The organism is Desulfitobacterium chlororespirans DSM 11544, from assembly GCF_900143285.1.
GTDB classification, from domain to species: Bacteria; Bacillota; Desulfitobacteriia; order Desulfitobacteriales; family Desulfitobacteriaceae; genus Desulfitobacterium; species Desulfitobacterium chlororespirans.
The window spans coordinates 70184-83040 of the sequence record NZ_FRDN01000006.1; the positions used below are offsets into that span (position 1 = coordinate 70184).

Here is a 12857-nt window from a genome sequence, read left to right on the forward strand (position 1 = left end):
CCACTTCCTTTACCAGTACTTCATAGCCCCATTGGCTCAAGCACTAGGACTCTTCTCTGAGCTTCTGGTTCAGCAAATAAGAATCCACTAGAGCAATCCGCTCTCCCATGGGTTTTAAACTAAAAAGCAAGCGAATCAGGAGCCGCGCCAGACGGTCCGAGTGGTGGCGCAGGGTATCCCCTTCCTGCAAAAGGTCCGCTTCCACATACTTAGCCCCCAGCCACTCCACACTATCCCTATTCCCTTGTACCGGATAGGAGCCTTCCTCCTCATAGCGCTTCAGCAGCTCCTGGGGTATCCCTTGTTTATTGGCCACCACCACATCCACAAACCCGGCGCCGCAGTGATCCATAAGGGACTGGAGATGGTCCGAAACCTGGAATTGGTCCGTCTCCCCCGGTTCAGTCATGATATTGCAGACATAAATACAGGGAACATCCACTTCCTGAATCTTTTCCTTAAGTCCTTTCACCAGCAGATTGGGGAGGACGCTGGTATAAAGGCTGCCCGGCCCTAAAACAATCAGATCCGCTTCTTCCAGAGCCTTTAACGCTTCCGGAACCGGCTGGCAATCCTCCGGCTCCAGATAGACCCGTTTAATCCGTCCTTGAGTATCTCTGACCTGAGTCTCCCCCTTGACGATAGTCCCATCCGCTAACTCCGCCGTTAAAACCACCTGCTCCATGGTCGAGGGATAGACACTGCCCCGCAGGGCAAACACCTCACCCACATGCTCGATGCCCTTTTTGAAGTCCCCAAAGGTATCCGCCATCCCCGCTAAAACCAGATTTCCCAGACTATGCCCTTTCAAGGTTCCCGTATCAAAGCGGTAGGAGAATAACTTCTCCATAATATTCTCCGTATCCGATAAGGCCACCAGGCAATTGCGGATATCCCCCGGCGGGAGAATGCCCATTTCACTGCGCAGCTTGCCTGAGCTCCCGCCATCATCGGCTACGGTGACAATGGCTGTGAGATTTCGGGTATAATTCTTCAATCCCCGCAGCAAGGTTGATAAGCCCGTCCCGCCGCCAATGACCACGATTTTCGGCCCCCGCCGCAAATGCTGCCGTGAATACATAACATCCACAATCCGGGCTTCTTCATCAGGCAAGAGCACCGAAATAATGGAATGAAGCATCCTTTTAAAACCAATCACCATCGCCCCCGCTCCCAAAGCGCTGATGAACAGGCCCATAGGAACAGCCGTACGGGGCGCACTGCCCGTCAGGCGGTAAATTCCTTCCCGGAATTGCAATTCCAGGTAGCCCAGGGCGATGCCATCATTCATCACGGAAAAGCCTGCGGCAAAGATGAACACGCCGAGCACCGCTAGTAAGAACCAGCGTTTAACACCTAAGTTAGGATAAAGCCATTTCAGGGATCTGGGGAGTGATTTAAGCAATTTAACTTTCATTTTGATTTATCACCCTTCCGATTGCGGGCAGCATCCCGGTGTTTAACACTCATCGTATAATTGCGTTCCTGAAGAAAAAGCCCAATCCGTTCCGCAATAGCCACCGAACGGTGCTGTCCCCCTGTACAGCCTACCCCAATGACCAGATGCCGCTTGCCCTCCTTCACATAATAAGGAAGGATAAACTCCAGGAGGCCCAGATACTTATCCACAAACTCCTGGGCTACCGGGTTGCTGAAGATATAATCCTGCACCTGGGGGTGCTCTCCGGTAAGAGGCCGCAGCTCAGCAACATAGAAGGGATTGGGAAGAAAGCGCACATCGATCAATAAATCCACATCCAAAGGAATGGCATATTTAAAACCAAACGAGACTACGGAGACTGCTAAATCTCCTGAAGCCTGTTCACTCCCGAAACTCTCAGCCACCTGATGGCGCAGCTGCTGGGAAGACAGATTAGAGGTATCCATAATCTTGTGAGCTACCCCGCGGAGCTCAGTCAGCATTTGCCGCTCCATTTGAATCCCTTCCAAAATTCCGCCGCTGGGAGACAGAGGATGCCGGCGCCGGGATTCCTTATAGCGCCCCACCAGCACTTCATCCGAGGCTTCCAGGAAGAGTATTTCATAATGAAATCCCTCCCTATGCAAATCCCCCAAAGCTTCCGCCAGTGAGGAGAAAAATTCCCCGCCCCGCAAATCGCAGACGATCGCCGCACGAGTCACCTTGCCTTGGGACTGAGTACAGAGCTCAGCAAATTTCAAAATTAAGGATGGGGGCAGATTATCCACACAAAAATATCCCTGATCCTCAAGACTTTGCAGCGCCTGGGTCTTACCTGCTCCCGAAAGTCCCGTAATCACCAGCAATCGTACCTGCTTTGACAGCATAACCACTCCCCCTTCTCTACACTGCATACCCTGAAGCTATTTTGCTTCAAGGGCTTTTACGGCCTCCGTCTGAGCCTCGGCCAACGCTTCCTCCGGCACAACCCCGCTCCAGGCCTTCTGCCAGGCCCTGTCCTGGATAGGGATCAGCTTCCCTTCCAAGGCATTTCCCGGTAAGGACCAGACTTGAGCCAGGCCTAACCCCACTTGGCGGAGAATTCCCGCCTGAGCTTCTTCGCGGCTATAGAATGAACTGCTGGCAGGAAAACGCTTGCCCGCCTTGGCAATCGCCCATTGTGAATCGGCGGAGAGCAATTCATCTTCCACTAAGCGGATCAGAGGGCTTAAACTCTCGGAAGTTTTGATGGATGAATTGGCGATCCCGAGGGTTCTCGTCGTCAAAAGCTCCCCCTGTCCGGCAGTCAATTGAGTTAAAGGCACACTTCCCCAGGGTATGTCTGCGGTTAATCCTTGAGCCTGACTGGCATTAGCGATGGTATAAGCAGCCTGAGCATTAAGGAACAGATTCCAGGCATTAGGGTCGACCAGCAAAAGATTTCCTTCCCGCCAAGCCAAAAGCTGTTGGAGAAAAATCAGATTGGCCGGATCCTGGAGAACAGGTTGCCCATTGCCGGTTAATTTCCCGCCTTGAGCCGACCACCAGGGAGTCAAATTCCTGGTGTCAAGAGCCGTTAAGGCCAGCACTCCCTTGGTTGTATGGAAATCCGCCAGAGTAGCAGGCAACTGGGCTAAATCCGTCCGATAGAAAAAAAGAGGAACATCCGTGGCTAAGGGATGGGCGTAAAGCTTTTCCCCATATTTAAATTGCGACGTTAAACCAATAAAGGAATCCCCGTTGCCCAGGACAGGGGACAGGGCTCCCTGTTGGAAGAGCTCAGTTAAGGCCTGAGCGGTGGTTAAGAACAACTCCGGCCCCTCCCCGCCGGCTTGAGCAAGATAAGCAAGCTGGGCTATTTCCCCTTCTGCTATATATTCCAGATGAATGAGCACTTCGGGGTGACCGTCCATAATTCTTTGGACCTCTTTAGCCAAGGCCTCCCCTTCCGCCCCGGCAAGGGAATGCCAAATCTCGATCACCGCCGGAGCAGCCCCCCCAGGCAACCCTTGCCGGGGATCCTCCCCGCAGCCCGCCAGCAGAAGGATAACTATCAGCAATCCGCTTATTAGCATTCTATGACGGAGTTGTTTAACTAAACCCTTAACCATGACATTCTCCTTATACTTCTCTAAATACTTTGTCTCATAACTCTTTCATTTAGAATCCAACACTATGCTGAAGTCTAATCTACTTCTTTGAAAAAATCGCCCGGGACGGGATAGGTTTGAGTCTGGCCATTTTTATAAAAAAACAGCCGCCAGCGGGGCTGAGGCTCCCCAAAATACTCCACCGCCGTAGCCCGGCTCCATTGCCGGCGGTCCATCCCGCGAAACTCCGGTATGATTTGCTCCCAGCCCTGATTCTGCTGAAGGGAAAATTTTATCTCCCCATAGTTTGACGGCAGATCCCCCTCGGTTGGAAGCAGATAGTCCGGAACACCATTGGGCCGTTCCCACAGATAATAATCCAATCTCAACTGTTCTCTCAGCAGCGCAGTCAGATCAGAACCCCAGGTTTTTTTCTGCGCGGTAGCAAAATCCCAGAGCTTTTCAAAAAGCGCTTTAGCCGACCAACTCTGCCTGAACCATCCCTGCCCGTGCCAAAACTCAGCAAACTCATGATAAAAGTCAAAGGGAGTGGGATAGTTCCCGACGGCCCAAGCCAAAGTATGACTGAAGCGGCCCGAGTTATAATATCGATCCAGAAGTTCCTCCAGCCGGTGAAGCCGGAGCAGCTCGTCATGGCTTAAATCATCGGTCTGCAAAATAGTGTAAGGAGGATCCGGAGCAAAGACGAGCCCATATTCCCCGCTTTGCTCACGCAGTCCTGACCCCTTAAGCACTTTCAAAAAGCCTAACTGAAGCATATCCGGTTGAAGGTTATAGACCTCATTAAAGGATCTGCGGAAACTCTCCCAGCCCTCTTTAGGCAAACCGGCGATGAGATCCAGATGCAGATGGGCTTTATTCAACCTTTGAATCTCCCGGACATACCTTGCCCAGCGCTCAAAATGCTGAGGGCGGTGAATCGCGGCCAGAGTCTCCGGATGTGTGGACTGCACCCCCATCTCAAATTGCACCAGGTCCTGAGGATAATCCTGCAAATAAAGAAGCCACTCCTCATCCAACAGCTCCCCCGCCATCTCGCAATGGACCCGAATACCTGCCTCCGGTGGGTAATGGGCCGCTTCTTCCCGGGCAATATCCAAAATCCTCAAGGAATGCTCTTTATTCACATTAAAAGTGCGATCCACTAATTTAATGGTCCGCGCTCCATAGCGCAACGTTTGACGCAGAATCTGGCGAAAACGTTCCGGAGGAAGATACCTGACCCCTTGAAAGGTGGAGGAAAGACAGTATTGGCAGTTAAAAGGGCAGCCCCGGGTTGTCTCCACATAGGCCAAGCGCCCTTTAAGCTCTTCTTCATGGTTATACGGATTAGGCAGTTCAGCCATGGCCAGCTGCCGGCGCGGCGGGTTGAGGACGATCTCCCGGGAGGACGCCCGCCAAGCCAGTCCCTGTACTTGGGAGAGGCTGGCGCCTGATTCCCAGGCCCGCAGGAGTTCCAGGAAGGTAATTTCACCTTCCCCCAGTACCACCCCATCAATTTCAGGATTCTCTCTTAAAAAGGCTTCCGTTTCAAAGGAAACCTCCGGTCCCCCTACCACAATCCGGGTATGGGGAGAGACAGGCCTTAGCTGACGAATGACGGCCAGAGTCTCCTTCAAGTTCCATATATAACATGAAAAGCCAATGACATCTGCCTTGGCTTCATATAATTCTGCTTCAATCCGCTCCATGGACTCATTAATAGTAAATTCCCGCAGGTCAACATCGGGGAATTCACCTTGGACACTGGCACGTAAGTAGCGTATGGCTAAATTGGTATGCACATACTTGGCATTTAAAGCGACCAACACAATTCGCAAAAAGGATCGACTCCCTTCCTCTCTAGTATAGCCTTATCCTGGTTTTATTGCAATTCCTATGCCAACTCTCCCCATATATAAAATTTTTAAAAGCAATTAACAATTTTATACATTCACCCTTTCCTCAAGCCTCTGAATATACTGTCATAGAGCGCTGTATTCAGAGGTGATAAGATGAGAATGTTACGCAGAGGGTCCCGCGGCAACGATGTCGCCGAAGTCCAGGTCCGTTTAAGTGAGCTGGGATACATCCCCGGACCCATTGATGGGATCTTTGGCGCTAAGACGGAAGCGGCGGTCATCCGCTTTCAGAAGGACCGGGGACTGAACCCCGACGGTATTGTCGGCCCCCTTACTTATCAGGCCCTCTTTCAGCCCGGGCCGCAACCAGGCTACGTCCTCTATACCATCAAAGCCGGAGATACCTTCTACAAGCTTTCCCTGGCCTTCGGAGTATCCCTCGATGAGATTATCGCCGCCAACCCTGGCGTCGATCCCTACCAATTGCGCATCGGCCAGCAGGTCAAGATACCTAAAGGACCGGGAAGACGACATACTTTTTCGGCCTGGATTCCTTATTGGGTACAGCAGGAGGCCATGGCCGTCGTTCGTCAGCATGCCGAACTCATGACAACCCTTTCTCCCTTCTGGTATGAACTCACCCCTACAGGCGATTTGCTCCTTTATCCCAATGCCGAAGACTCCTCCCTCATCGAATTCGCACGTTCCCGGGGCATCGAGCTGATCCCTCTCGTCGCCAATAATTACGATCGGCAATTGATCTCCACCGTATTGAACAACCCTGACCTCCGTCAACGCAATGTCGCCCAAATCGTTAATAAGGTTCGTTCCATGAATTATACCGGAATCGAGATTGATTATGAAAATATTGCCGCCGCCGACCGGGAGCTCTTTGTCCTTTTCCTGAGAGAGCTTAAAGCTGCACTGGCGCCTTATAACAAAAAACTCTATGTTGCTATTCAAGCGAAAACCCGTGCCGATGAGCCCATCGGCAGCGGCCTTGATTATGGGGGGATTGGCGCTGCGGTGGATGTTGTTCGCCTCATGCTCTATGATTACAGCTGGGATAATCCCGGCCCCATTGCCCCAGCCAGCTGGATTCGCCAGGTTCTTGATTATGCAGTAACCGTCATCCCCCCCTCCAAACTGGAAGCCGGTTTGCCCACCTATGGCTATGATTGGGGAACCACCCGGAGAAGCATTACCTATGACGACGCCATCCGTCTGGCTCAGCAGCATGGAGCCCAAATTATTCAGGATCCCCAAAGAGGCCCCCACTTCAACTATACTGATGCCGACGGCATAGCTCACCAGGTCTGGTTTACCAATGCCCTAAACTTTGCTACTTTCGTGGACATCGTCAATCAGTACAACCTTCGGGGCATATCCATCTGGCATCCCGGCGGAGATGATCCGCAGATTTATACCGTGATTCGGGACCGGCTGGAGTAGAGTTTTGGAGTAGAGCTTAAAGAAGGTGTTGACTGAGCAGATTGCCCCGCGCAGCTTATAGAGTGAACGCCGCAATTAAAACCCTGGAGAACCATCATTATCCTTTCATTGAATTTTTCCTATTAAAGCAGAGCAAAAAACAAATAAGCAGCGGCCTTATCCTACTCTGAAAGGTAGATAAGGCCGCTTTTCTCTTCATGATGATCCTATCCTCAATCCTAACTGTAAAATCCCCCCGGGAAAAGAATGGGGGCAACTTCAGGGGACAGCACCCCAAATTCATAACCCTGCTCCTTAAGAAAACGAATAATCTTCGGCAAGGCATCCACTGTCGTCCATTTGCCTGGCGCATCATGCATTAAAAGAATGATCCGGTCCCGGCCGGGGGCTTGTTCCTTGACATTCTTGATCAGGGTCTCCGCCGGCACCAAAGGAGCTGAAGCATCCCCTGTGCTCACATTCCAGTCATAAACCAGATAATCCTGCGCATCCACCGCATTGTAGTAGCTGATATGAAAATTGCCATGGGTTCCCCCCGGGGTACGGATCACCTTGGGGCGCACACCAATAAGTTTGTAAATTAACTCCTCATTCTTTTTCAGGTTGGCTACAAAGGCTTCCGGACTGCGGTAAATTTCACTGTAATTATGAGAATAGGTATGATTGCCAATCGCGTTGCCTTGCTCATAAGCCTTTTTGAGCAGCTCAGGGTATCTCTCAACCTGGGTTCCAATCACAAAGAAAGTAGCGTTAACCTCTTCCTGCTTGAGTATATCCAAGATATGGACTGTATTTTCCGATGGTCCATCATCAATGGTTAAGTAGACAATTTTCGGCGGCTCTTCTTTAAACACACGGTGCTTCATGGCTAAGCCCGGAGCCGTAGGAGGTGTGCCGGATAATTCATAAAAAGTACGCACCGGGGTCCCTGGCGGGGCCGGTTCCGGAGATGCAGTCACCGGACTCTCCTGGGGGTTTTGGGAAGGAGGGATTTCTGTAAAAACAGGATTGCCGGTCCCTTCTGCATTGGTGTCGGAACCTTCATTCCCCTCTTGTATGGGATTATCTTCTTCATAAGCAGGTTCTTCCGCGGGAACATCCTCCTTCTGGGAGCCTTCCGGCGGAGATTCACCTTGCCCACCCGCGCCTTGCCTATCCTCTTGATCCATATTAGAGCCTTTGACTGTTTTAAAGGATTCTAAGGAGAGCGAACTGCACCCCATTAAAGTAAGGGTTCCGATAATGAGCACTATTAGTCCTAATCTTCTCCATTTGCTGCTGTCTTTTTTCACGATTATACGCCTCTTTTCTACTGCCTGTCTCCCCTGTACGTCAAGATTTCTTATATATACAAGAATCCTTTACATTAATAGACGTATAACGCAATCCTTTTGTTCCGCGAAAATGGGAGTTAATAAAAAATTAATATTTTCCAATGTCAAAGTGTACCTTTTCCTTCTCAACCATGATGATAGGCGGCTCAGGGAAGTTCAGCCCTGCAAGCAATTATCAAACAATCATCAGCCCCGGTACCCCAGTCTCCTTTGATCGGTTGAATTAAAAACCCGAGATGCTATACTATTAATTGTAAAATTATAGAAAAGCGAGGCGAATAAACATGTTTGAGAAAAGAATGGCAAGTGCTGTCTTGACATTAATCATGCTCTTTGCTTTGATCTTTCCCGGGCAGACCTTGGCAAGCACAACGCCTACAGTGAACCGATTGGCCGGCCAGGACAGGTATGAAACGGCCGCAACCATTGCCAGGCAATGGTCACATTCGGATTATGCGATTCTTGTCTCCGGTGAAAACTATCCGGATGCTCTTGCCAGTGCACCCCTGGCTCAAAAACATCAGGCACCGATCCTCTTAACTGCTTCAGATAGTTTGCCGGCTCCCACGAAACAGGCTTTAGCCGATTTAGAGGTGAACCAGGTCATCATCGTTGGCGGTACCGGAGTTATTGCACCTTCTATGGAAGCAGAACTACAAGCCATGGGAATTTCTGCAACCCGGCTGGCTGGTCAGAACCGCTATGAGACCGCTCTGAAGATTGCCGACCAAGTTCAAAGCTCACCATCCCAATTGTTCGTTTGCACCGGTGATGATTTTGCGGATGCTCTCTCTGTGGCACCCATTGCGGCCATCGAACAGATTCCAATTATTCTGGTTTCCGGCGACTCTTTAGCAAGCTCCGTCCAAGAATACCTTGATTTAAATGCGGCTCATATCACCAAAACCTTTGTCATTGGCTATTCAGATGTTATCAGGGATCAGGTCGCCAGTCAATTCCCTCATGTTGAGCGCATTGTCGGGGCCGATAAATATGCTCGAAATAGTGCCGTCAATGAAAAATTCAATAGCTTGTTCAGTACCGAGGCCCTTTGCATCGCCAGCGGCGAGGGATTTGCCGACGCTCTTGCCGGCTCCGCACTGGCCGCCAAACAATCCCAGCCGATTCTTCTCGTCAATAACGCTACTCCTGATATCACGAAAAAGTATTATCAGCAATTAACGAACTTAGATACCATTATTGTGTTTGGCGGAACAGGGATCGTTGCGGATAAGGTCATACAGGATTTAAATCCCCCCGCCGATTTACCGGCAGGAATCAGACTGGACAAAAGCAACATCGCCCTAACCATAGGACAAAGCGAATTTCTGACAGCTATACTGGATAAGCCGGCAGGTTCAGCTGAAGGAAACAGCAATGAGCTTGTTTGGTTGTCCAGCGACCCCGCTGTGGCAACAGTAAATCAGGGGAATGTTGTGGGGATAAATAATGGATCAACCTCTATTACAGTAAAGACAAAGGACGGCAACCAAGCTTCCTGCCTTGTTACCGTGATTGGCTTAGCCGGAAAACATATGACGATGAATTTAAGCAACTATACAAAAACCGGTGCCGATACTGCTACTTTTAGATACCAACTGCTTGATGAGGCGGGTAAAGATATTACTGCAACAATTCCCACCTCTCAGCTATCTGCGGTGGCCTCCATGAGATCCACCATTTCCCTCGATCCCAGCAAAGGGATAGGAACTGTAGCGCTTAACTCTGCTGCCGATACGGATAAACCCATGATCATCACACTTGTCGACCTAATGAGCGGTATAGTGGTCATTCTTGATTCAACCTCCGGCACAGGTTCCTCCAGCAGCACCTATCCCATCAACACTCCCCTACCTGAACTTCCGCCCCCTGGCCCCAACCAAAAAATCAGTGAAATCACGCTCACATCAACAAAACTGGGCATAGCTTGGAGCGATGGCAGCAGTAACGATATGGGTTATGCAACCTATATTGTAAAGGATCAAGATGGCCGTGATATCACCAACACACCTCTTGCCGCTAATCTAAAGGCTGCCAGCGATGTGGGTATTGCTGCCACAACCTACAAGGGCCTGCTGAAAGTGGATTTCGGTCCGAATCTGGATGCTTACTCCCTGACCGGGGTTACAGTAACGATTACCGATCCCCAGACCGGCGTGACGGGCACAGCGACCTTAGAAATTTCCCCGCAGATTCGCGTCATATCACCTTAACCCTTTCACCGACTTCAACCCTGAATTTTGCCAAAGAGAGTCTTCAAAGACCCTCTTTGGCATTTTTATGTCCTTTTATCATCGTACGGGCTCATCGATGCGTAAGCAGCACATACTCCTCAATAGCCTTGGCCACGCCATCCTCTTCGTTGGAAGCAGTCACCACATCAGCTGCATCCTTTACCTCTGGCAGAGCATTACCCATAGCCACCCCGAGACCTGCACACCGGATCATCTCCAGATCGTTGAGACTGTCGCCAATCGCCATGACCTCTTCCGGCTTGATGCCCAGTCCTTGGGCAAAGGTCAGCAAGGTGTTCCCTTTATTGACCTCCGGATGACCCATTTCCAGAAAATAAGACTTGGAAGAGGTCAAGTGAAGCCTACCCGGCAATCTTTGACCTAATTTTTGCCGCCAATCTGCCAGCTCTTCCGGAGGACCAAAGACGATGAGCTTCTCCACGCCCTCTTTTTCCTCTTCCAGGATTGTTATAAGGTCAGCCTCTTCGACGGTGACTTTGGTTTTTTGCCCATAGGCCTGAGACCATTCATTCATTTTCTGAACAAAAACCCTATCCTTGCGGTACATATGAAGATGAGCCCCTTCTCCCAGCAGGAAACCGACCGCTTCCCGGGCTAAAGCCACCGGGATGACCTTGCGGTACAAAATCTCCCGGCTGATCGCTTCCTGAATCATGGCACCATTATAAGTAATAATCGGAACATCCAAACCCAACTGCTCAGCATAGGGCCTGGCTGAAACGGGCATCCTTCCAGTGGCAAAGGTCACATAAACACCTTGTCCCCTGGCCTGCCGAATAGCTTCAACAACCCGCTCCGAAAGGGTTAAATCATCCCTTAATAAAGTATCATCCAAATCTGTGGCTACCAATTTAATCTTCAAGTGACTTCAACTCCTTGATTGTTTAATTCGACATGTTGAAGGTGGAATCCTTGAAAATTCCCCCAATTCCTCTTGACGCCGGATATTTTTTGTATTATGGTTATATACATAAGTATATAACCATAATACTACATGCTTTACCACTGAACTAACCGCGTTTGCCTCGCCGCCTCAATAGGCGGCGGGTACCAAGAGTGACTAAGTCCAGTATGAACTCGACTAGTTTTCAGCAGGGGCCGAATCTCTCTCTGAAAGAAGTTCCGTTCAACCGGCGTTAAACACTTATTGTATTCTATGAAGGGGGGTGTTACTCCTTGAGTCAACCATTGGATAATAGCAAACCCATCTACATTCAAATCCGGGAATTGATTGAAGATCAAATTGTTAACAATCAGCTTAAAGAGGGAGAGCAAGCTCCTTCCACCAATCAACTGGTCAATTTCTATAAGATCAACCATGTAACGGTAGCCAAGGGGGTTAATCAATTGATCGACGAGGGTATTTTGTTTAAGAAAAGAGGCTTAGGCATGTTTGTCACAGAGGGAGCCCGGGCTCGGCTTCTGGAAAAGCGTAAGGATGCCTTTATCAATGAGTATCTCGTAGGCTTACTCCAGGAGGCTGGTAAACTGGGAATATCCACGGAAGAAATCATCGAACTCATCCACAAGATGAAGAGCGATTAATTACTGCGATGAAAGGACGGGATTCTATGAACATTCAAATTGAGGTTCAGAATGTATCTCTTCAGTATAAGAATTTTCCTGCTTTAAAAAACATCTCCTTTACCTTGGCAGAGAGTAAGATCTACGGTCTCATCGGTCGCAATGGTGCCGGAAAAACTTCTTTGCTTTCCCTGCTGGCCTCCTTCCGGGAGCCTACCTCAGGAAAAATTCTCATCAATGGGGAAGAGCCCTTTGAAAACGCCTCCGTGATGGAGCAAGTCTGCTTTATCTACGAGAAAGACTATAAAGACGAATCGGAAAATGTTTCTTCTTTATTGGAAACAGCAGAGCGCTATCGCTCCCACTACGATAAGGACTACGCCCATAAGCTTATACAACGTTTCAAGCTGCCGATGAATAAACCACTGAAAAGCCTCTCCAGGGGAATGCAATCCGTCTTTAACGTAGTTACAGGCTTGGCCAGCCGCTGCCCCATTACCATTCTGGATGAGGCTTATCTGGGCATGGATGCTCCCACCAGGGAACTTTTCTATCAGGAACTGCTGGCAGATCAGGAGAGCCATCCCCGTATTTTTATCCTTTCCACCCACTTGGTCTCGGAAATGGATTACCTTTTTGATGAAGTGCTGATCCTGGATCGGGGAAGTCTCATCCTTCAGGAAAATTATGAAGACTTTATCTCCCGGGGTTCTTCCCTTACCGGTCCTGCCGAGGTGGTGGATGAATTCGTGCACGGACTGCAGAAGCTTAACGAGCAAAGACTTGGCAACACTAAATCAGTCATGGTCTACGGTACCCTTAGCGAGGGGCTGCAGCGCGCCGCTCAGGCCAAAGGATTGCAGATTGGGCCTGTTTCACTTCAGGAGCTGTTCATACATTTGACCAAGGAGGAGGAATAA

At 49.8% G+C, this 12857-nt stretch carries 10 protein-coding genes; 4 read left to right on the top strand and 6 right to left on the bottom strand.

Annotated elements, in window-relative coordinates; all coding sequences use genetic code 11:
• Nucleotides 1-43: 43 nt before the first annotated feature.
• The 4 genes from BUA14_RS08555 to BUA14_RS08570 form a co-directional block, all read right to left on the bottom strand.
• On the bottom strand, nt 44-1417 hold the full coding sequence (locus tag BUA14_RS08555) for a gluconeogenesis factor YvcK family protein (RefSeq protein ID WP_072772223.1): 1374 nt from the start codon (nt 1415-1417) through the stop codon (nt 44-46).
• On the bottom strand, nt 1414-2307 hold the full coding sequence (gene rapZ, locus BUA14_RS08560) for an RNase adapter RapZ (RefSeq protein ID WP_072772224.1): 894 nt from the start codon (nt 2305-2307) through the stop codon (nt 1414-1416). Before rapZ ends, BUA14_RS08555 begins: the two co-directional genes overlap by 4 nt.
• Before the next feature lie 36 nt (nt 2308-2343).
• The gene (locus tag BUA14_RS08565) at nt 2344-3531 is read right to left on the bottom strand and encodes a type 2 periplasmic-binding domain-containing protein (protein WP_072772225.1); all 1188 of its coding nucleotides are present in this window, start codon (nt 3529-3531) and stop codon (nt 2344-2346) included.
• Between the two features lie 74 nt (nt 3532-3605).
• Complete coding sequence (locus BUA14_RS08570; protein WP_072772226.1) at nt 3606-5351, bottom strand: B12-binding domain-containing radical SAM protein; 1746 nt, start codon at nt 5349-5351, stop codon at nt 3606-3608.
• 174 nt (nt 5352-5525) lie between these two features.
• Here BUA14_RS08570 and BUA14_RS08575 point away from each other — a divergent pair, with 174 nt between their 5' ends.
• Nucleotides 5526-6824 carry a glycosyl hydrolase family 18 protein gene (locus tag BUA14_RS08575; RefSeq protein ID WP_072772227.1) on the top strand — a complete coding sequence of 433 codons (1299 nt, stop codon included), beginning with the start codon at nt 5526-5528 and terminating at the stop codon, nt 6822-6824.
• Nucleotides 6825-7042: 218 nt separating this feature from the next.
• On the opposite strand, the gene BUA14_RS08580 is transcribed toward BUA14_RS08575, so the two are convergent.
• Nucleotides 7043-8116 (bottom strand): polysaccharide deacetylase family protein, encoded by a 1074-nt coding sequence (locus tag BUA14_RS08580; RefSeq protein WP_072772228.1) that lies wholly within the window; start codon nt 8114-8116, stop codon nt 7043-7045.
• A gap of 326 nt (nt 8117-8442) precedes the next feature.
• Between BUA14_RS08580 and BUA14_RS08585 the strand changes: the two genes are divergently transcribed.
• Nucleotides 8443-10371 (top strand): cell wall-binding repeat-containing protein, encoded by a 1929-nt coding sequence (locus BUA14_RS08585; RefSeq protein WP_072772229.1) that lies wholly within the window; start codon nt 8443-8445, stop codon nt 10369-10371.
• A gap of 91 nt (nt 10372-10462) precedes the next feature.
• Here BUA14_RS08585 and BUA14_RS08590 read toward each other — a convergent pair whose 3' ends face one another.
• A complete protein-coding gene (locus BUA14_RS08590; protein ID WP_072772230.1) occupies nt 10463-11275 on the bottom strand; it encodes a Cof-type HAD-IIB family hydrolase in 813 nt (270 codons plus the stop codon).
• A 314-nt stretch (nt 11276-11589) separates the two neighbouring features.
• On the opposite strand from BUA14_RS08590, the gene BUA14_RS08595 reads away from it, so the two are divergent.
• Entirely contained in the window at nt 11590-11958 is a 369-nt protein-coding gene (locus BUA14_RS08595) for a GntR family transcriptional regulator (RefSeq protein ID WP_072772231.1), read from the top strand.
• A 26-nt stretch (nt 11959-11984) separates the two neighbouring features.
• A complete protein-coding gene (locus tag BUA14_RS08600) occupies nt 11985-12857 on the top strand; it encodes an ATP-binding cassette domain-containing protein (protein WP_072772232.1) in 873 nt (290 codons plus the stop codon).

What these genes read in the sequence shown, in the direction of transcription:
- BUA14_RS08585 (WP_072772229.1), top strand. Translation starts at nt 8,443, where the DNA reads ATGTTTGAGAAAAGAATGGCAAGTGCTGTCTTGACATTAATCATGCTC.
- BUA14_RS08565 (WP_072772225.1), bottom strand. Translation starts at nt 3,531, where the DNA reads ATGGTTAAGGGTTTAGTTAAACAACTCCGTCATAGAATGCTAATAAGC.
- BUA14_RS08575 (WP_072772227.1), top strand. Translation starts at nt 5,526, where the DNA reads ATGAGAATGTTACGCAGAGGGTCCCGCGGCAACGATGTCGCCGAAGTC.
- BUA14_RS08555 (WP_072772223.1), bottom strand. Translation starts at nt 1,417, where the DNA reads ATGAAAGTTAAATTGCTTAAATCACTCCCCAGATCCCTGAAATGGCTT.
- BUA14_RS08600 (WP_072772232.1), top strand. Translation starts at nt 11,985, where the DNA reads ATGAACATTCAAATTGAGGTTCAGAATGTATCTCTTCAGTATAAGAAT.
- rapZ (WP_072772224.1), bottom strand. Translation starts at nt 2,307, where the DNA reads ATGCTGTCAAAGCAGGTACGATTGCTGGTGATTACGGGACTTTCGGGA.